The sequence below is a fragment of the Paenibacillus naphthalenovorans genome, assembly GCF_001465255.1.
In the GTDB taxonomy this organism is placed as follows: Bacteria; Bacillota; Bacilli; order Paenibacillales; family NBRC-103111; genus Paenibacillus_G; species Paenibacillus_G naphthalenovorans.
Genome location: NZ_CP013652.1, coordinates 2,983,992 through 3,003,955 on the forward strand (window position 1 = coordinate 2,983,992; position 19,964 = coordinate 3,003,955).

Annotated in this window: 20 protein-coding genes; 11 read left to right on the forward strand and 9 right to left on the reverse strand. The window is 49.6% G+C overall.

The window, feature by feature from the left end; translation table 11 throughout:
• Window positions 1-18: 18 nt before the first annotated feature.
• Window positions 19-978, reverse strand: a complete 960-nt coding sequence (locus IJ22_RS14645; protein WP_062409347.1) for an aldo/keto reductase — start codon at window positions 976-978, stop codon at window positions 19-21.
• A 208-nt stretch (window positions 979-1,186) separates the two neighbouring features.
• Window positions 1,187-1,369: a YezD family protein gene (locus IJ22_RS14650; RefSeq protein ID WP_054818916.1), complete on the reverse strand. Its 183-nt coding sequence runs from the start codon at window positions 1,367-1,369 to the stop codon at window positions 1,187-1,189.
• A 907-nt stretch (window positions 1,370-2,276) separates the two neighbouring features.
• Between IJ22_RS14650 and IJ22_RS14655 the strand changes: the two genes are divergently transcribed.
• The 7 genes from IJ22_RS14655 to IJ22_RS14685 all read left to right on the forward strand — a co-directional run bounded on the left by IJ22_RS14655 (window position 2,277) and on the right by IJ22_RS14685 (window position 8,266).
• Window positions 2,277-3,611, forward strand: a complete 1,335-nt coding sequence (locus IJ22_RS14655) for an LLM class flavin-dependent oxidoreductase (protein ID WP_062409348.1) — start codon at window positions 2,277-2,279, stop codon at window positions 3,609-3,611.
• 1 nt (window position 3,612) lies between these two features.
• Window positions 3,613-3,966, forward strand: coding sequence for a hypothetical protein (locus IJ22_RS14660; RefSeq protein WP_062409349.1), 354 nt, complete (start codon window positions 3,613-3,615; stop codon window positions 3,964-3,966).
• Entirely contained in the window at window positions 3,944-4,165 is a 222-nt protein-coding gene (locus tag IJ22_RS14665; RefSeq protein WP_062409350.1) for a hypothetical protein, read from the forward strand. The genes IJ22_RS14660 and IJ22_RS14665 overlap by 23 nt, the downstream gene beginning before the upstream one ends.
• Before the next feature lie 683 nt (window positions 4,166-4,848).
• Complete coding sequence (locus tag IJ22_RS14670; RefSeq protein ID WP_062409351.1) at window positions 4,849-5,067, forward strand: DUF2188 domain-containing protein; 219 nt, start codon at window positions 4,849-4,851, stop codon at window positions 5,065-5,067.
• 102 nt (window positions 5,068-5,169) lie between these two features.
• The gene (locus IJ22_RS14675; RefSeq protein ID WP_062409352.1) at window positions 5,170-6,141 is read left to right on the forward strand and encodes a hypothetical protein; all 972 of its coding nucleotides are present in this window, start codon (window positions 5,170-5,172) and stop codon (window positions 6,139-6,141) included.
• 156 nt (window positions 6,142-6,297) lie between these two features.
• A complete protein-coding gene (locus IJ22_RS14680) occupies window positions 6,298-7,317 on the forward strand; it encodes a tyrosine-type recombinase/integrase (RefSeq protein WP_062409353.1) in 1,020 nt (339 codons plus the stop codon).
• A gap of 646 nt (window positions 7,318-7,963) precedes the next feature.
• Complete coding sequence (locus IJ22_RS14685; protein ID WP_145862538.1) at window positions 7,964-8,266, forward strand: hypothetical protein; 303 nt, start codon at window positions 7,964-7,966, stop codon at window positions 8,264-8,266.
• Between the two features lie 110 nt (window positions 8,267-8,376).
• On the opposite strand, the gene IJ22_RS14690 is transcribed toward IJ22_RS14685, so the two are convergent.
• A complete protein-coding gene (locus IJ22_RS14690) occupies window positions 8,377-9,585 on the reverse strand; it encodes an ankyrin repeat domain-containing protein (RefSeq protein ID WP_062409355.1) in 1,209 nt (402 codons plus the stop codon).
• Window positions 9,586-9,817: 232 nt separating this feature from the next.
• On the opposite strand from IJ22_RS14690, the gene IJ22_RS14695 reads away from it, so the two are divergent.
• Both IJ22_RS14695 and IJ22_RS26075 read left to right on the forward strand, forming a co-directional pair.
• Window positions 9,818-10,171, forward strand: coding sequence for a helix-turn-helix domain-containing protein (locus IJ22_RS14695; RefSeq protein WP_062409356.1), 354 nt, complete (start codon window positions 9,818-9,820; stop codon window positions 10,169-10,171).
• A gap of 864 nt (window positions 10,172-11,035) precedes the next feature.
• Entirely contained in the window at window positions 11,036-11,245 is a 210-nt protein-coding gene (locus IJ22_RS26075) for a hypothetical protein (RefSeq protein WP_145862539.1), read from the forward strand.
• Window positions 11,246-11,737: 492 nt separating this feature from the next.
• Here IJ22_RS26075 and IJ22_RS14700 read toward each other — a convergent pair whose 3' ends face one another.
• Both IJ22_RS14700 and IJ22_RS14705 read right to left on the reverse strand, forming a co-directional pair.
• Window positions 11,738-12,970, reverse strand: coding sequence for a hypothetical protein (locus IJ22_RS14700; protein ID WP_145862540.1), 1,233 nt, complete (start codon window positions 12,968-12,970; stop codon window positions 11,738-11,740).
• Between the two features lie 68 nt (window positions 12,971-13,038).
• Window positions 13,039-13,629 (reverse strand): hypothetical protein, encoded by a 591-nt coding sequence (locus tag IJ22_RS14705; protein WP_062409358.1) that lies wholly within the window; start codon window positions 13,627-13,629, stop codon window positions 13,039-13,041.
• Between the two features lie 791 nt (window positions 13,630-14,420).
• Between IJ22_RS14705 and IJ22_RS14710 the strand changes: the two genes are divergently transcribed.
• Window positions 14,421-15,563 (forward strand): site-specific integrase, encoded by a 1,143-nt coding sequence (locus IJ22_RS14710; protein WP_062409359.1) that lies wholly within the window; start codon window positions 14,421-14,423, stop codon window positions 15,561-15,563.
• A 127-nt stretch (window positions 15,564-15,690) separates the two neighbouring features.
• On the forward strand, window positions 15,691-16,578 hold the full coding sequence (locus IJ22_RS14715) for a hypothetical protein (protein ID WP_062409360.1): 888 nt from the start codon (window positions 15,691-15,693) through the stop codon (window positions 16,576-16,578).
• 495 nt (window positions 16,579-17,073) lie between these two features.
• On the opposite strand, the gene IJ22_RS26080 is transcribed toward IJ22_RS14715, so the two are convergent.
• The 4 genes from IJ22_RS26080 to IJ22_RS14730 all read right to left on the reverse strand — a co-directional run bounded on the left by IJ22_RS26080 (window position 17,074) and on the right by IJ22_RS14730 (window position 19,955).
• Window positions 17,074-17,283, reverse strand: a complete 210-nt coding sequence (locus IJ22_RS26080) for a hypothetical protein (RefSeq protein WP_145862539.1) — start codon at window positions 17,281-17,283, stop codon at window positions 17,074-17,076.
• 245 nt (window positions 17,284-17,528) lie between these two features.
• Window positions 17,529-18,371 (reverse strand): sulfurtransferase, encoded by an 843-nt coding sequence (locus tag IJ22_RS14720; RefSeq protein ID WP_062409361.1) that lies wholly within the window; start codon window positions 18,369-18,371, stop codon window positions 17,529-17,531.
• Window positions 18,372-18,471: 100 nt separating this feature from the next.
• Window positions 18,472-19,233: an amino acid ABC transporter ATP-binding protein gene (locus tag IJ22_RS14725; RefSeq protein ID WP_062411002.1), complete on the reverse strand. Its 762-nt coding sequence runs from the start codon at window positions 19,231-19,233 to the stop codon at window positions 18,472-18,474.
• Between the two features lie 8 nt (window positions 19,234-19,241).
• Entirely contained in the window at window positions 19,242-19,955 is a 714-nt protein-coding gene (locus IJ22_RS14730) for an amino acid ABC transporter permease (RefSeq protein ID WP_062409362.1), read from the reverse strand.
• Window positions 19,956-19,964 lie beyond the last annotated feature (9 nt).

Genomic DNA, 19,964 nt, shown 5'->3' on the forward strand with positions numbered 1-19,964 from the left:
TGCGGCAAAAATATCCGGTCAGCCGGGCACCGCTTCCTTGGCCTGAATATTCGCCGTGGCTTCGTCCGCCTTGGCAAGCTCCTCACTGCTTAATCTTTCGTTCCACGTTTTCGCGGCTTCTGTAATATGCTCCGGCTTCGAAGCTCCCAGAATAGCCGAGGTAATGCCGGGACGGCTCAGTACCCAAACAAGCGCATATTGCGCGCGCGTCAGGCCCCGTTCTTCAGCCAGCGGCTTGATCGCCTCCGCAATTTGGAGCGCATTTTTCTGCAGCAGCTGCTCCAGCCTTTGTTCGCCGGCCGCCAGACGCGACCCCTCCGGAGGCGCTTCTCCGGCGCGGTACTTGCCTGACAAGATCCCTCTTCCGAGCGGGCTGTAAACAATCACGCCCACATTTTCCGATTGCACGAACGGGATAATCTCCTTCTCGATTTCCCGCGAGATCAGGCTGTACTCCGGCTGCAGGCTTTCGAAGCGGTGCAGGCCGTGCAGCGCGCTTATTCCATGAGCCTTCGCGAGCTGCCATGCCGCAAAATTGGAAGCCCCAATGTATCTGACCTTGCCTTGGTGCACCAGATCGTCCAGCGCGCGCAGCGTTTCCTCCAGCGGAGTATTCGGATCGAAGCGATGAACCTGATACAGATCCAGATAGTCCGTTTTCAGCCTTCTCAAACTGTCTTCCACCGCCTTGAAGATATGATAGCGGCTTTGCCCCCCGTCATTCACCCCTTCGCCAACCCGGCCATGCACCTTGGTGGCCAGTACGATATCATGTCTTCTTTCCTTCAGCAAGTTGCCCAGAATCCGTTCGGCGCCCCCGTACACATTCGCCGTATCCACCAGATTGATGCCGTGATCCAGCGCGAGATTCAGTATCGTTGCCGAAGCCTGCTCGTCGATCCAGCGCCCGAACGCCATCGTCCCCAGACTCACTGCCGATATCTTTAACCCCGTTCTTCCCAATTTGCGATATTCCATTCTTTGCTCCTCCTGATTAGATTGAATTGATTACAACTGCATCTGCGATCCGGAAAGGCCGGAATCATCCTCCGCCTATCAAAAAACAATGAACGCCGCTTCTTCGCCCAACCGAGACGATGCGCTGTTCGGACGGTCGGCGGTCTCCTCCGGCAAGCGGAAGACAAAATAACGATTTTTGAGCGCAGTCGATCTCCTCCTTTTTCGGCTATCTTTGTCTTCTAACGGCGGCCGGCGCTTTCGCCACATCGTAGCGGCTGCGTTCCGTACGATCGATTTGAACGATCTGACCGTTATGTATGGTAATCTGAACGGTTCCGTATTGGATGCCCGTTACCTGTTCTTTAATACGTTCCAACCATTCATCAGTTACCTTAGCAACTTGCAACATAGTTCAACATCCTCTCCAAAAGTTTTGAATTTTGTCCCCATTCAAAGAGGCGCATGATAACCGAATCCTGATTCGGACATCATGCGCCTCCAGTTTTCTAGCGAGCGCCGTATTTTCCTTATTCCTAACATATTGGAGCTTCCATACGCCTTTCAAGCTTTCCCCCTTGACTTGTACGACCGGCAGTATCCTGTCTGAATGGACTGCACCTCCCTTCCATCCTTTCAAAATGTTGAACCTATCATACAACGTTTTTCACTGGTTAGCATAAAAGAAACCGCTATTGTTATCCAGTAAAAAAAGATGTATCCTTCGATTTCGCCGGTAAACGCACTGTCGCAAGTGACCGTAACGAAACTGAAATATACATCTCCATTTGAATGGTCAATGGTGATTTAACTGTTTCAAATTATCACACACAATTCCAATCGACTTGGTTCGATTTTTGTTGATACCAATCTTAGCATCCTCCATTTTGTATGTCAACATACTTACCAAACTAATTTCCATTTATGCGAAAATCCATTTTTTAGTAAAAAAACGGGTTTGACAAGCTCAAAACAAGGTTGTTATGATAGATGAACAGAATCCTTATTTATTAACTAGGAATAATAAGCTTTCGACCGGATAGCCGGAGATTTGAGCAGCAAGCTCGTCTCCGGCTTTTGTTATTACTCCGCAGATCTTTGTTATGCCGATCGTCAAGGCAGCCGACCTGACCGGGAACCTGTCCGCCTCCCATCATTGCGACATCATTTCATCCTGTTTTTCAGCATAACCATGGCGGCTGTCGGACATTGCCGGCCCGGTGCCCGTAGGCAGAACGTTTCTTCGTCATATCGACCGGTTAACCGGAGACAGGTCATCAGACTTGTCTTTTATCAAAAAAACGTCTGGAGGAAATGCCATGAGTACACAGGAACGCAAGCTGCATCTTAATGCTTTTATTACGGGAACGGGGCATCATGAAGCCGCCTGGCGCTATCCCGCCAGCACGCCGGAGCTTGGACTTGACATTCGCCATTATCAGAAAATCGCCCAAATCGCGGAACGGGGATTGCTGGACTCCCTATTCGTAGCGGACGGCTATTCAGGCCGCTCGTCCGGCAAGCTGGAGCCGTTTACCCAGCTCGCGGCGCTGGCTGCCGTAACAGAGCATATCGGCTTGATCGCGACAGTCGGCACCACCTATTACGAGCCGTTCCACGTAACGCGGAAATTCGCGTCACTGGACCATATCAGCAACGGCCGGGCGGGCTGGAACATCGTGACGACCGGAACGGAGTCCACAGCCTACAACTTCGGCCTCGATGCGCATCCGGAGCATTCGCTTCGTTATGACTACGCCGAAGAATTCGTAGAGCTGACCAAGCAGTTGTGGGACAGCTGGGAGGATGATGCGGTCAAGTACGACAAGGCAGGCGGCGTTCAGGTGGACGACAGCAAGGTTCATGAAATCAACTTCAAAGGAAAATATTACTCCGTCAAAGGGCCGCTTAATATTCCGCGCCCTCCTCAGGGCTATCCCGTGCTTGTCCAGGCCGGCTCCTCGGAGAAGGGCAAGGAACTTGCAGCCAGGACAGCCGAGGTTGTATTCACCGCGCAGCAGACGTTGGAAGAGGCTCAGGCTTTTTACAGCGATGTCAAATCCAGATTGGCGAAGTACGGACGAACGCCGGATCAGCTTCATATCCTTCCTGGTCTCAGCCCGATTATTGCCGATACGGAGGCAGAGGCCAGGGAAATCGAGGAAGAGCTGAACGGATTTATTAATCTGGACTCTGCGGTAAAAAGATTGTCCGAGCGGGTCGGCATCGACCTGTCCTCTTATCCGCTTGACGGTCCGCTGCCGATCGACGAGCTGCCGGGAGTAGATGCGATAAATGGACGGAAAGGCCGTTACCAGCTTGTAGTCGATCTTGCCGTTCGCGAGAATCTGACCATCCTCGAATTGACGCACCGGCTGGCCGGAGCCCGCGGACATATCACCTTCACGGGGACGCCGATTCAATTGGCCGACCTCATCGAGCGCTGGTTCAAGAACGGAGGAGCCGACGGCTTCAACATTATGCCGCAGCTTTATCCGAGCGGACTTGAAGCATTCGTCGACAAGGTGGTGCCGGAACTTCAGAACCGCGGATTATTCCGCACGGCTTACGAAGGAAAGACGCTTCGCGACCATTACGGACTGGCTCGCCCCGCCAACACCCGTTATCGGCAAAGCATAGAGGCGGGAAATTAACATGAGGTTAAGATGCAAGAGTCGGGCATTGAAGCTGTTGTCCTCGCTGCTTACCGTCATGGTGCTGGAGTTGGGCAAGAAGCTCACGAGAACCGGCGGCGGAATTCATTATATCGGCTATGATACAGGCGGGCCTACTGCGCTGATGAGAGATTTGGCGCTGCCGGTTCTCGATTCCGAGACGGGAGAGCCGCTATTGACGACGCGACCGGAATGGACCCGGATATTTCATTTCTTGCAGCAATCCTATCAGGTTCCGGGTTATATCGGTCCGAATAACGAGTATTCATACGGACGCGATGCATTCATCAAGGATAGGAAGCCCGCTCTTCGTGCAGCGGATTCTGGCCCGTAATGCGCGCGTTCCCGCCATTATCAACCCTGACCTGGAAAAGGAATTCGGAGCGGATATCTCGGTGCTCGCGGGGAAACATATCGAAAATGTCTTTGTCGGCGAGCAGCAGAAGAATCATAAAATTCACCGTTATGAGGATCAGGTGCTTACATTTGTGTCGGAAGCGGCCAAGCAGGTCGCTCTGGACGGATTGACGTAAATACGGGGCTGCGCAACGCGGAAATAGCGATCAAACGCGAAATCGAAACGCTGCGCAATATCGAACAGGAATAAGACAAGGACGCCATCCGCAAAATCGCTGTCAACAGCGGCTTTGCGGATTACTGCGTCGTTTAAATGAAGTCTATTGGAGACCGCAAGCGTTACTCGCTTCCCGTCGCAATCGGATTCTCGCCATAAGAAATCCAGTCGCTCCAGCTTCTTATCCCCCCAAGAACCCTATTCTTGAATAGTTCCAAAACCAAAAAATAGGGGTTCCGATCAGCGCGGCGGGAATGCCTCGGAGGATATGCCAACGCTCATGTGCAAAGACCTCCCTTGGCTACGTTTGGGAGGACTTGTAGAGCAAGAGGCCCGTGGAGGACGGGGTTTGAGCGGAAATCCGGTTTGAGCCGGGGCAAGTCATCCACCAGTGGCTGGGTCAAGCCGAAAGGAACGCCAACAAAAGGCCAAGTAAAGCAAGGTAGCACCCGGAGGGGTGAATGGGCTGGGTGTCTGCTTAGCCATATTTGTTTGCAGATTGTTGGTAGTTGTTTGCAAGGAAAATCAACATGTATGAATGTTCCCATAAATACGAACACAATATATTGATTTATTTAGTGTGTTATAGTAAAATCTTTCTAGGATCATTAATGGGTCCAAATTGTTCAAGGGGTCGATATTATGCCAAATCAGCACGTTGTACCCCACGGTGATAAGTGGGCGGTCAGAGGTGCAGGCAATGACAAGGTGACTCGGATTACAGATACCAAGAGAGAAGCCACCGGGATTGCTCGCCAGATTTCACAAAACCAAGGAACTGAATTGTTCATTCATGGCAGGAACGGAAGAATACAATCGCGTGATAGCCATGGGAACGACCCTTATCCTCCAAGAGGCTAAGTGAAACAGCGCCCCGCCGCTATTTGTGGCGGGTCTCTTTCTTCGGCGATATAAAATTGCAATTATTCTATAAATTAAGTACTATAAATAGTCCAAAAGGTCGTGATTATCATCAAATTTCCTTGGAAAAAGAATTTCCTTAAGACCCCTGATAGCATTTTGGTTAAATCAAAAGAACTGCAATCAGATACGCAGCTTGTAAGTAGTGTTAAAAAGGTCGCAATGGCTGATATTCAAAATAACTTATATCAGCATGTCGGTATAACAGTCTCAAATGATGAAATTAATATTGCATCACCAATACTTCCTAAACAATCTGTTGGAAGGTACTCAAACTACAATATTAATGGACGAACTATCATTCGCCGAGATCTCCCTAAAGTTGATAAATCCTATTCAGTTGAAGTGCCTAACTTTGGAGATTGGAGCAAGGGATCTCATGATATGTCGTGGACTCGCCCTGTATTTCAGCGGACGCATTGGTTCCCCCGAGAAATACACCTATTGGTTGAAATACTAGAAAGTGACGAGTCTTCTGCTACTGTCAAGTTTAGTCTAGATCAATATATTGACAGACACAGCTCTACTTACGAAGAGGATTTACTTTTCCACTGCAACCTTTTACAAGAGAATACTGGTGTGTGCAACATTTTTGAAGCAGATGCAACCAACGAAGATTATATAAATACCTTGCATGTAAACTGGGAGATATTCCCTCCTGGGGAGCAAAATATTGAACGAAACATTGCATATTTAATATCGAAATTCAGAGCTCCCTCTAAAGAACTTCAAGAGATTATTGCCGATAGGGTTAACTTTTTTGAATCCCTGAACCCGACTCAGTACATCGTTGGTGAAAGCAAGTTTAGCCAATACATTGGGGCTATGCTAAAAGAGGATCTCGTTCTGTTGGAAAATGTTCGATATGGAAATGCAATATATATTCTGTTTGAAAATTGGAAGGAATTAAGCAAGCTAAGTAGAACAGAGCTATTGAACAGCGCCCATAGGAATTTTGTTCGAATTACCCACCGTGGCAACTGGAAGAACAGAGTAATTAATACTATTCGATAACTTCTCTGTAATACTGATAAATATGATTGTGCCACTGTATATCATTTATGAAGAGAACGACTCTATTGTGTGTTTCAACAATCCGGTTTTATAATTTGCTAAGCCGCCAATGTTCTGGCGGCTTTTTTTGCATCCATTTTGAAGGGAGAGATTAATATGTCCGCAGTATCAGCGACACGCGAACGGTTGACTTCCGCCGCAATCACCTTGCACCACCCACTCGATTATTACTTCGACAAGTTTCTTTTTGCCAAGAAAACGGAAGGTTTGAAGCCTAGGACGTTGAATGACCACGAAAGCCACTATCGCTACCTACAACGTTGGTTGGTCGATCAGTATCCGACGCTCAAGCTGGATGAAATGACCGCTGACCACGTTCGCCAGTACGTCGGGCACATGCTGACGGAGCAAACCTTGTACACAGGACACCCGACGCTGCAAAGCCACAACACCGTTAAAGGTTTGTCCCCCGCAACAGTGAACATACGCACCCGGACGCTCAAGTGCTTCCTTCGGTTCCTCCACGACGAAGGATACCTGCAAGCCGACCTTGCTTCCCGTGTCAAGTTGCAAAAGGATGCAGAGGACACCATCGGAGCTTTCGAGAAGGAGCAAGTGTTGCAACTGCTTGCTGCACCGAATCAGCGAGAGTACCTTGGCTTTCGTGACTATGTTCTGCTCACCTTGCTTTTCGATACCGGACTTCGGATCAACGAAGCGCTGAACCTGACCGTGGACGACTTGAACATTGCCAACAAAACGATCACCGTCCGCGCCAGCGTTGCCAAGAATGGCAAGTCGCGGGTTGTACCGATGAGCAAGCGTACCGCCGAACTTCTCGCCACACTGATCGAAGAGAACCGGGAGCAGTTTGCTAGCCGCAGCCCCTCCGCGGTATTCCTTTTGAACAACGGCAAGCCTCTGACGTACAACCAAGCCTATGAACGTATTCGTTTGCACGGTGAAAAGGCAGGCATCACCGGCGTTCGCGTCTCTCCGCACACGTTCCGGCACACTTTTGCCACGCTGTATGTCATGAACGGCGGCGACCCGTTTTCGCTGCAAAAGATACTCGGCCACCACGACATGAGTATGGTTCGGAAATACGTCCTCCAGTTGAACCAACGCGACCTGCAAAAGCAACACGCGCAAAGCAGTCCGCTCGTCGGCGTGTAACCGGGACTGTCGCTGGAGCCGGGCAAGCAAGCCGAAGTATTCTCACTGCCAACCTATACTCGAACCATAAATAATCGCGATTCTTTGTATGGTATCTGGGAGGCTTTCGTAAAATCGCTTTTCTGATCGTGTTCCAAATATCTTCGGGGAGTAAGATGCGAGGCCGAAAGCCGATCTATTTGATAACTGTACGCGACAACACAAGCGATGCCGCTGAAACGTTGTCTGCGTTTCTGCACTCACAACAGGTCTTGTCCACACGAGTGAAGCCGTCGTGCCAGGTTTCCCAAACGATGTACAGCGACAAAATGAACTGACGCGATGGCTTCACTCTTTTTCGGAGCCAGTTTGTTGATGTCGCGTCAGTCTGCTGTAAGACCAAGAACCTTCTTCAAGCGTGTTGCCGATAAGCGCTCTCCGGTTTTCTTCTCTGCCGCTCCTTGCTTCGCGTCAACCTGAACCTATGGTATGGCGCGACAACTCCCTGTTTTTCTGCTCCGTTCCTCTGCCCACAGGTAATTGACAACCGAATTTTTGGCATGTTTTACTAGAGACAGCAGGAAAACAACTGAACGACCGGAACGTCAGCCATGCCCACGTGTTGGGAGTCGGCTGGCGTTTTTTTCACGGCAAGGGAGTGATTGAGTTGACCGAACGGACGAGAGAGGAACTGTTTGAGGAATATTCTCGGCTTGAGGAAGAAGAAACGAAGCTGTTCTTAAAAGTCCAAACGTTTGAGGAATGTGTAGGGGGCATCTTGGGACAATTGTATCGCCACGGTGACAAGATCGACTTGCTAACCGTTGAGGACGTTTTGACGCTCGTTCACAACAAGGAACTGGAGTTTCGGACGGAACTGCTTCACCTACAAATCCATAAAATGATGGTGTCCTTTCGGCACAGCAAGGCGACCGGGAAGAACCGACCGCTTGAAGATCGGGACGAGTAATAGTCTTCCGAAAAGCGGAAGAGGTACTTCGTTGGCTTCAAAACCCGGAGAGGGGCAGCAATAGCTACCCACGTCCTAAAGCCAAGAGAAGTACCTCGTCGGCGCTCAAATTATGGCAAGTAAATCGTCGGGTTTTGGACAGCCCCCTTCGACTCCACAACGCTAAAGAGCTTGTCTGCTTGCAGTCGGAAAGTCAGCTTTTGGATGCCTCCCACATCGAGATCAATGCTTTGCGGGGCTGATTTAATGCTAAGATAATCGCTCTCGTACAGCTTCTTTCCGTCTCCTTCGACAATCAGCTTTACGTTGTAGTCGGACTCGAAATCCTGCCGCCCGCTGGCGAACGCAGCCGTGAAAGACTTGGCATTCCCATCAAGGTTAAACGTTACTTGCGGGTCCGGGTGGTTTTGGTGAGCGCCGATGGTCAACGTGTTGTTTTCCAGCGTTTTGGGGAGGGTGATCCCTTCTGTTTTTGCACCGACTGTATATGTCAGCAGACTAACATCCTTTGCTCCTTTCGCTGCCAACGCTTCGGCAATGTCAGTGAAGCCGCTCGCTTTTGCCAATGTAAGCAGGCTAACCCCATTGGCGAGTTTGACTGTAACATCCGCGCCATGTTCGATGAGTTGTTTTGCGTTTTCTGGCTGGTTGTTCTTGATCGTATAGATCAGCAGACTCTCTCCGTCCGGCGTTTTCACGTTCGGGTCAGCCTTGGCATCCAGCAACAGTTTCACTGCATCGGACGAGCCTTCCTGCACAGCCTCTACGAGCGCCGAACTTCCGCCTTGTTGTTTGTTCGGATCGGCTCCCTTGTCCAAAAGTAACTTGATGATCTCGACGTTTCCGGAGCGAACGGCAAGCGTGAGTAAAGGAGTGTTACCAGCCATCAAGCTCGTGTCTGCCCCGTTTTCCAGTAGCTTCTGCACAACCGATAATTGCGAGGCTTCAACCGCGTAGCTCAAGGCTGTCTTTCCTCTGCTGTTCGCGGCGTTGACGTTGGCTTTTGCTTTGAGCAATAGATCAACCGCTTCGATATTCCCCTTTTGTGCAGCGATCATAAGCGCGGTTTCGTCCTCTACATCCTTTGTATCAGGTATCATTCCGGCATCCACAAATAGCTGCAATGCCTTTTGATCGTTGTTGGCGGCGGCTTGAACAAAGCTGTCAGGTGTATAGGATAATGATAACTTCGCAAGGTCATCCCGCGCTTTGTCCTCCTTCGACGCACATCCAGCCACAAGCAATGAGGTCGCCAAAAGTACCGTTGTTCCCAAAAGTATAAGGTGTTTCCTTGGTTTCCCTTCCATTCTGTCGTTCAATTGTACCCCTCCTGTTTTTGTCCTGATTTTCCCGTCCATTAAAACATGCGGGAAATTTATCTGACAATTATCTTTGTTTTCTTGCTTTTTCGTATTGTTTGGCAAGAACATTGTCGTAAAGTATTATACATTAAATATATGTATATTAGTATCATTAATAGTTTCGATATTTATATAGATATTACCCCTTTTCCGGCTGTTCACTACACTCGAAGTAATGGAGTGTGATGATATGTCGGATACCGTTTTGCAGTTGGTAGGTGGGAAGATTCGGGAGCTTCGCAAAGCTCGCGGCTGGTCACAGGATGAATTGGGGGAAAAGGCTGGTTTTCACTTTTCTTATATCGGAGGCTTGGAACGCGGAGAGCGAAACGCTTCGCTGGCGAATCTCGCTAAAGTAGCCGAAACGCTAGGCGTTGACATAGGAGAGTTGTTCGGGTACGTACGAGAGTATAACAAACCACTGACGGAGAAGGAAAAGACCCTGCAAGAAGCCTTTTTCCTGCTGCTGAACCGGGATGAGAAGGAAATCCAGATGGCGGTAAACGTTTTGTCAGAGATTTTCAAAACGTATGCGCCGAAGTAACCGTACGTAGCGAAAGCCGCCAATCCTGAGTGCAGGAAAGGCGGCTTTCTGTTGTTTTGTAGGAGGCTGCGATGATCCGTAAACTCAACCGAGAATACAGACAGCCTCCAGCGGGACAAACCCGTGAAAAGATAAAATCCAGGTGAACCATGCCCTTTAATTTTATAGGGCATTGTACGAGTTGCTTGGTCGGCCTGTCAAGATTGGGATGATCGACGTTTTCGGCGAGAGTCGGTAGAATTCAACCACAAGCCCCCATCCGTCCACAACCCAGCCCATTCACCCCTCCGGGTGCTACCTTGCTTTACTTGGCCTTTTGTTGGCGTTCCTTTCGGCTTGACCCAGCCACTGGTGGATGACTTGCCCCGGCTCAAACCGGATTTCCGCTCAAACCCCGTCCTCCACGGGCCTCTTGCTCTACAAGTCCTCCCAAACGTAGCCAAGGGAGGTCTTTGCACATGAGCGTTGGCATATCCTCCGAGGCATTCCCGCCGCGCTGATCGGAACCCCTATTTTTTGGTTTTGGAACTATTCAAGAATAGGGGTTCTTGGGGGGATAAGAAGCTGGAGCGATTGGATTTCGTATGGGGAGAATCCGGTGGCGATAGGGGAAGAGTAAACGCCGAGAGGCCGCGTCGGACACGGGTTTGGGGGTTGTGACAGGTTGCCGAGAGGCAGGCTGTTGCGACCCTCTCTGGGCTTTTCTGTCAACAGCTTGCAAACAAGAAGCCTACGAAAGCAATTGCAGGAACCCCGGAGCCAGCCACAGTCCGGCAGTCGGGTCAGGTTGTTGTTGAATGGCATCATGAGCCTTGTTTCCGGCCATCCACAAACAGGCGCGGCGCAACCTTTCGTGCGGAGCAAGTGGACGACCACCTTTGGGAGCAATTCGCTTGGCCTTTCTTGGCGCAACTGGTATCCCACGGCTCGGCAGTATTGGCATCAGGAACGGACAGGTTCGGGGAAGTAGTCGCATCGGAATCGAAGCCGTCCGACCGTGCAAACCATCACGACCGGGAGCTGTTCGGGGCGGCGAGGTTCAGAGAAGGTCTTGTTGTGGTTGGCAAGTGTTGAAGGGATGACTCAGCCACAACCCCGGAAGGGTCAAAAGCGGAGCGGCTCCAAGAGCTAACGCAGTCTTACGTTCCAACACTCTTGAGCGTAAGCTTAAACAAGCCCCGCAGGGAGCGGTTGTCCTGTAACTACAAAGGTTGAAGAACTTACACTTTTTCTTTTTAAGCGTAAGGTTTCCGGCAATCGCTCTCCACGGCTCCGACTCACCAAACCTTACGCTCCGGGACAAATTCGGTACTCCGACCTACTGTAGAATTTGGTCAGGGTAGTTGTATCATTCGAATGGCTCCGGAGCGTAAGGACAGCCCTCCCAACGCCGCTCACTCCGGGCTTCGTGAACCTTACGCTTGTTTGCTGGGAGCGTAAGAATCATAAGCCGCGAACCTGGCTCGGAACCGCTCTTTCCGGGCTTCGCGTCACTCTTACGGTACTCGTGAGAGCCATGTAAGGACAGCAAAGGGGAGCAGCCTGAAAGCTACTCCCCCGTGAAAACTAATCGTTGAAGAACCCGAGTTTCTGGAAGGCTTGAAGTTGCTCTTCATTCAGCCAAATCTTCATCTGTTCTAGCTTATCCAGTACCTCTTTCTTGCCTACCTCTATTCCTGATTGATGCTCCAGATGTCCCTTCAAATCTTCTGTCACGTGCTCCGCGCCTACACGTGAATTGGTCAAACGAATATCGTTCCACAGTTCTGCGCGAATCTCCGGTACTCGCTTTGCCAGCGCTTCAATGTCAATGCCAATCGCTCTGACAGTCTTGCCGTACATATGTTTTACTATGCCTTCCTTGCCGCCTTCAACAAACGGTTGTTCAGCCAAACTAGCGATCAGATCATCTTGCCCAGTCTCCTGTCCCTTGCTTTTCACATCTTCAAGAAACCTTTCCACCCAGTATGTCTTGTTCAGCCAAAACCGCTTGCCATCCAGTAGCGTCTGCTTCTCCTTTGACACGTTCTCGTCTGTGTGCTTGTCCTGCACAAATTTAAAAAAACGAATGTACGGTTCTTCGGGGTTGGATAGGCTCCGCTGCTCCATGATACTTTCGATGATCTTGTTGATCGTTTCCGGGCTGATTTTGTTTGCGCCAACATGCTCCGCCAAGTCGTTCATCATCAAGATGCCGAACACGACTGCACTCGCTGCGCTATACGCCCGTTGGTCTCCGTCGGTACGACCGACAATTTCCTCTGCCCGCGTGAACCATTCGTGCCACTTGTCTTGCTTCTCAATCAGGTACAACAGATATGGATACAGGAAGTGGCTGAAGTCTGTCCGCATAAGCTTCGCAACATCGGCCTGCTTCATGGAGCGGTCTGCTTTCCGGACGTGGACGGGGAGGCAACGGTCAGCTACCGCTTCGTTATCAATATAGGTGTTGCCCTGCAGAATCAACGGTGCACTCAACTGGCTCACGCTGTTTTGCTTGTTCGTCTCACCACGCTTCAGTTTGTCACGGTTATAAGTATGTTTGAGGATCGCTATCGTCTTTCCTTCTCTGTTCTTTAATAGAACAAACTCTTCCGATACGACAACAAAGGCATTAGTCGCAGCAAGCGCCATCTGAAATGGCTGATTTGTTGAAGAAAACGCGATGGCGTCGCTTGTCGATTTATACCCGAGTGCCGCAGCGATCATCTTGGCAACGGTAGATTTTCCGCCTTGTTTCTCTCCGTATAAGAAAAGAATCGGAAAGCTCAGTTTGTTCTCGTAGTACAGTTCGCTCAAGAGGCTTGCGAAGCTCCAAGCGAGTGTGATCGTTGACTTGTTATCTTTCAAAACTTTTGGCACTTCGTTTAGTAAGGTTCGTGCTGCCCCCTTAAACTTTTCCTTATCACTGTCGAGTCTGATGAAAGCTTTGGTTTCCGGCGCATATATCCCTTCACAGTAGACCGTTGAAGCAATTCCGCTGCCCGTCGTTGCAACTCTTCTTGCGTATCATAGATTAGGAAATAGTATTCGCCCGTCTTGGTATCTTTGTACAGTCCCGTTTGATCAATCATACTGACATGGGGCTGACTACGGGCAGGAGCTTTAAGGAACTTGACGAACTTAGCAAATTGTTTCTGGTCAACCAAGAGATCAGCTTCTGCCGGGAGCTTCTTACGAAAGGCATCTACAGTCGTCAAGCTCGTCTTATCGAAGAAGGCGCTCGATTTAACTAACTTGCCATTTACTCTGACATCAGCCAATAAGCCGCGATCACCGCTGACAAAGCGCGTGTTGTCAAACATAAAGTTGCTTATTGGGTGAAGGTCTACGCCTTTGCTGGTAAAGTCTACATACAAATATATGCCTTTGTTTGCAACAAATCGTTCTGCGCCAGCTTGTGCAACTAAAGCTGCTTCTTCTTGTTCAGCCTCGTTCAGTATGTCTTCTGCACTCATTCAGTCTCCCTGCTTTCTCTCGCGATTGTCTCCAACGGATTGTTTCCCGTCAGGCGCTGCTGTAAAATGACGGTATAAAACATTAAAGTTGCTTGTAGTTAGCGAGAGACGCACTGAATTCGCGGTTCGACGTGTCTCTCTGTGGCTTTCTAAGAGGTATCCATTGTTACCGCCTCCTTTCGGGAGTGCTAGGCTTGGCTAGCTAGGCACTCAAGTTTTACACACCCATTTTCTGGCACACCCAGACCGCTTGGCAATCATGTTGCTTAGCCTTTCGATGTTGGGCATGGAGCTATATAGGTTCCAAGCCGACCACCTCCTACGCGGCTGTATAGGTTGACAGAGTTCCGCCGTCTCACTATACAAAAACGGTATCGAGTGCGACTTTGTCAACTTCATGGGAACAGCGCCCGCGCCGCTCATCCACTCCCTCTTGACAAACTCGATTCCGATTCTTCTCCCACAAAAATCCCAATTTGATACTTAATATGGAAATTGACGACTGGATTATTTGCATGTTTTAATGGTTTTACAGGGGCAGACCGTTTAGGTTTGGATGCCACAGCAAGACAGGGTAGCCGCTTGGGTTTGAACCCAGCCACAGCCTGCGAGTGAGGCAATCATCGTAACGAAAACACATGAATTGTCTAGTTCTGACCTAAACGGTTGTTGGTGACCGCTTAGGTGAGCCAACAAGAACCGTAGCCAAAAGATATGAGCCTTTTCGCTTTTCACAAAGCGGAAGGCTCTTTTTTGCGGCCAAATTTGAGTATACGTAGGAGGTAGATGGAATGCGTGGTTGTGTAAGTAAGCGCGGCAACAAATGGTCGTGGGTGGTAGAAATGGGCAAGAACAGTGAAGGTAAGCGTCGACAAAAGAGTAAGGGAGGCTACGAATCTAAAGCCGATGCAGAGAAGGCGCTCCAGAAGGTTCTTCACGAGCTAAATACAGATACCTATATTGAGCCAACGAAAGATGATGTAGCGACATTCTTCACGTCATGGCTGGCGCAGAAGCAGATGAATATTCGCCCCGGTACATATAAAACTTATCGGTGGCTAGTTAACTATCATATCATTCCGCAGCTTGGGCAGCACAAGATGGTCAACCTATCGCCGCAACATTTGGTGAGTATGTACGAGCGGCTTGGAAGCGGAGAAAAGCGTCTGTCCCCGCAAACAATCACCCACGTTCATAAAGTCCTGCACGATGCGCTCGAAACTGCTGTGAAATGGGAGTTGCTGGTTAAGAACGTTACACAACTGGTGAAGCCTCCACAGATACCCAAGAGTGAAACAAAGACTTGGACGGATGAGGAATTGATGCAGTTTCTGGAGTTCACGAAGAACAGTCGCTATCACATTATCTTTTTACTGGCGGCAACAACCGGAATGCGTCGCGGCGAGGTGCTCGGTGTCAAATGGGAGGACATCGACCTGACAACAGGGAGGCTATCGGTACGGCGCTCATATACTCGCGGCGTTGTAGGCCATATTATGCAGGAGCCGAAGACCGCCGCTGGCATCCGAACGATCATTTTGCCGCAACAAACCGTGGAGGCGCTCAAGAAGCATCGCCTTGTGTTGGAGGAAGATAGGAAAAAAGCCGAGAAGAACGGAACGGAATACAACGATCAAGGCTTGGTTGTACAGACGCGGAACGGCTTCCCGGTTAGCCCGTACTTCTTGGAAGCTCGGTGGCTGGACCTGTTGCGGAAGTCTGGATTGCCCAAGATCAGGCTGCACGACCTTCGCCACACGCACGCCTCGTTGCTGCTCAAGGCCGGAATACATCCGAAAGCCGTCTCGGAACGGCTAGGACACTCGTCAATCATGATAACGCTCGATAGATACTCGCACTTGTTCCCAACGCTTCAGCAGGAGGCAGCGGAGAAGCTGGATGAATTACTCAATGCCAAAAGACATGGGTCATAAGGCATGATTTTTCGACTTAGTTTTATTGCAAGCGTCATTTGTATAGATTATTTTACAAATTTCTGAATTATGATATTATTTAATTGTAGCCACTTGAGGTAACAATTGCTAGAATTGAGGTGGAAATATGAAGATAGAATGGGCGCTCTATGTTGATGGTGATACGGAAGAAGAAGTCTATTATGAACAACTGGATGCTACATTGTATCAATCCCAATATGTCGATCATTTGTTCTGTATAACGGAGAATTGTGAAGTAGAAATGAAATTCACGGAGAGAAAGAATGGTACCAAATTCTTTAGTGCAATGAATGGACAAGGGGATAAGCACTTAGTTGATTGCCCTTATTATACTAATTACGAAGGTGAGGTTCCAAGAAAGAAACTTATTGGCGTTCCAACTGATGGCGAAGTTTCCGACGACTGGATTCTAAATACTCTTCTTAATAAAAGCCGTGATCTTAAGAATACGAATAATCCTCGACCCAAAAGGAAACGAGAACCTGGAACAACAAAACGAGTCGTGAACGCAGGCGAGCAAGAAGTTCCTGTACCGATAGACGGAGGACTGGCGGGCACTGGACAGACCGAATTAAACATTAGATATGGAAGTATAAATTCGAATTTTGTTACAAAAGATTTTCTTGGACAAAGAAAACGCGTGGTTGGTACGGCGCTCCACGCAGAAGTGGTAGAAGAGAATGATGAGGCTTATGGTTACATTCGTTTAAAAAATGATTCTTTGCAGATTGACGCATACTTCCCTCCTGCGTTTTATGCTGACAGTAGGTTAACAACGAGAGCTGCTATGGAGGCATTCTTAGGGGTACTAAATCGTGCAATTGTCAGTGGGCAAAAAATAACCGTGATCTGCTTAGGTTTGTTGGAAGAGAACAGAAACGGGAATGGCATAAACATAAATATTACAAACTATAAACATATTATAGCTAACGACGATCAGTACTATAAAATTATCAGAAACGGAACAGTTTCAGATAATCCATATCCAGATTAATAGTTTTCACGGGGGAGTAGCTTTCAGGCTGCTCCCCTTTGCTGTCCTTACATGGCTCTCACGAGTACCGTAAGAGTGACGCGAAGCCCGGAAAGAGCGGTTCCGAGCCAGGTTCGCGGCTTATGATTCTTACGCTCCCAGCAAACAAGCGTAAGGTTCACGAAGCCCGGAGTGAGCGGCGTTGGGAGGGCTGTCCTTACGCTCCGGAGCCATTCGAATGATACAACTACCCTGACCAAATTCTACAGTAGGTCGGAGTACCGAATTTGTCCCGGAGCGTAAGGTTTGGTGAGTCGGAGCCGTGGAGAGCGATTGCCGGAAACCTTACGCTTAAAAAGAAAAAGTGTAAGTTCTTCAACCTTTGTAGTTACAGGACAACCGCTCCCTGCGGGGCTTGTTTAAGCTTACGCTCAAGAGTGTTGGAACGTAAGACTGCGTTAGCTCTTGGAGCCGCTCCGCTTTTGACCCTTCCGGGGTTGTGGCTGAGTCATCCCTTCAACACTTGCCAACCACAACAAGACCTTCTCTGAACCTCGCCGCCCCGAACAGCTCCCGGTCGTGATGGTTTGCACGGTCGGACGGCTTCGATTCCGATGCGACTACTTCCCCGAACCTGTCCGTTCCTGATGCCAATACTGCCGAGCCGTGGGATACCAGTTGCGCCAAGAAAGGCCAAGCGAATTGCTCCCAAAGGTGGTCGTCCACTTGCTCCGCACGAAAGGTTGCGCCGCGCCTGTTTGTGGATGGCCGGAAACAAGGCTCATGATGCCATTCAACAACAACCTGACCCGACTGCCGGACTGTGGCTGGCTCCGGGGTTCCTGCAATTGCTTTCGTAGGCTTCTTGTTTGCAAGCTGTTGACAGAAAAGCCCAGAGAGGGTCGCAACAGCCTGCCTCTCGGCAACCTGTCACAACCCCCAAACCCGTGTCCGACGCGGCCTCTCGGCGTTTACTCTTCCCCTATCGCCACCGGATTCTCCCCATACGAAATCCAATCGCTCCAACTGCCGGCATACAGCTTTACATTGGCAAAGCCTGCCGATTTCAAAGCGAGTACATTGGGGCAAGCGGTTACACCTGAGCCGCAATATACGACGATTTCCCGGTCAGACGGAAGCTGAGCAAAATGACCTTTCAGATCCTCCTCATTTTTCCATAGGCCCTGAGTCGTCAACACCTCCTTCCAAAACAGGTTAACGGCTCCCGGTATATGTCCCGCCGCCTTATCGATCGGTTCTTCCAATCCTAAATAACGTTTTGGCTCGCGCGAGTCGACCAAAATCGTTCCTGGACGATGAAGTCTGGCTTTGACATCCTCCGCATGCAATAATAGTCCCTCCCGAATCTGGGGTACATAAGTGCGGGGCGTTGGGTCCGGTATCACCTTTGTGGTTTCATACCCGTCCTTCACCCATTGAGCAAAGCCGCCGTTTAACACGGACACCTTATCATGCCCGAGATAATGCAGTACCCACCATAGTCTGGAGGCCATGGCTCCGCCCTGGTCATCGTAAGCAACGACAGTGGAGGAAGAACGGATGCCAAGTTGACCCAGACGGTCAGCGAGCAGTTGCGGATCAGGCAGCGGATGCCGTCCTCCATGTTCCCCGACCGGAGCGGACAAATCCTTTTCCAGATCCACATAGATGGCACCGGGTAAATGACTTTCAGCATAAGCGTTTCTTCCCGATTCGGATTGGCCTAGAACAAAGCGGCAATCGGCAAGCACCAAATTCTCCCCCAGACGTTCGATCTGATCCTTTACCCAATGTGAATCTACAATATACGACATCTCGGTACGCTCCTTTTCTATCGTTCATATGTATCCCTTCGGTGATCAAAAGCCAGGTTCACTGCAAACCTGACTTTGCCCAGAATCCGGGAATGTCCTCTCAGATGGAATAGCTCAGCGCATTCAGTTCCGGATGCATCCGCTTGAGGAATTGCCTGGTACGTTCCTCTTTCGGATCGCTGAACAGCTCGCGCGGCTTTCCTTCCTCAACAATTACGCCCTGGTCCATAAAAATGACGTGATGGGCAACCTCTAACGCAAAGCCCATCTCATGGGTAACAATGATCATCGTAACTCCTTCCTTAGCGATTTTGCGAATGACCGACAGCACCTCACCGACCAGCTCCGGGTCCAGCGCAGAAGTCGGCTCGTCAAACAAAATCACGTCAGGATTAAGCGCCAGCGCCCGGGCGATGCCCACGCGCTGCTGCTGTCCGCCGGATAATTGTGAAGGGAACGCATCCAGCTTATTCGCAAGCCCTACCTTTTTCAACAGCTCGACGCTTCTTTCCCTGGCTTCTGCCTTTGGAAGCTTTTTAACTACCACAAGGCCTTCCATCACATTCTCCAGCGCGCTCTTATGCTTGAATAAATTGTACTGCTGAAACACCATAGCCGACTTTCGACGAAGCTGATAGATATCTTTTTTGCCCGCGTGCTTGCAGTCGATGGAAAAATCACCGATGGTGATGCTGCCCTCATCCGGCTTTTCCAGATAGTTCAAGCAGCGCAGCAGCGTCGTTTTGCCCGAACCGCTGGGACCAATAATCACGACAACTTCACCTTTGCTCACGTTTAAATCGATGCCTTTGAGCACCTGGTTATGGCCGAACGATTTTTTTATGTTGGATATGGTGATCATGTTCTTTTTCATACGGTTAACCTTCTTTCGTGGCGGCTATATTTATTTTCCAGCCATGCAAAAAGCCTCTCGCACGTCCAACAGATGACCCAATAAATGATCGATGCATCAAAATACATTTCCAGATACCGGTAGCTGTCGCCGGCCACAATTTTGGCATAGGCCATAATTTCGAGAACCTTTATGGCAAATGCGAGCGAGGTTCCTTTAATCAGATTGATAAAGATGTTTCCCAGATTGGGGAGAGCGACGACAAACGCCTGCGGAGCTATAATCCTTAATAATCCCTGCGTTGTCGTCATCCCTACGGAAAGCGCGGCCTCCATCTGCCCCGAATCCGTTGAAATCAGCGCACCGCGAATCACTTCAGACTGATATGCCGACGAGTTGATCGTAAATGCAATGAAGGCAAACGCAAGGGGAGACATGTCATGAATCGGCAAATGCCATCCCCATTCCCGGTTCAGTGTCTCGATCAAAAGCGGTGTACCATAAAAAACGACATAAATCTGCACGAGCAGCGGGGTTCCCCGGATAAAAGAAACATACAGCGCAGCCAGCTTATCCAGGATCGGCACTTTATACATTCTGCATAGGGCGATGACAAGTCCGAGGAGTGTGCCCATAAGCATGGAAATCACCGCCACCATCAGCGTTGCGGGGACACCCTTTAATACTTCAGGAAAATATTCAATGGCGTATTCCAAGCTGAAATTAGCCAATATTGCCCT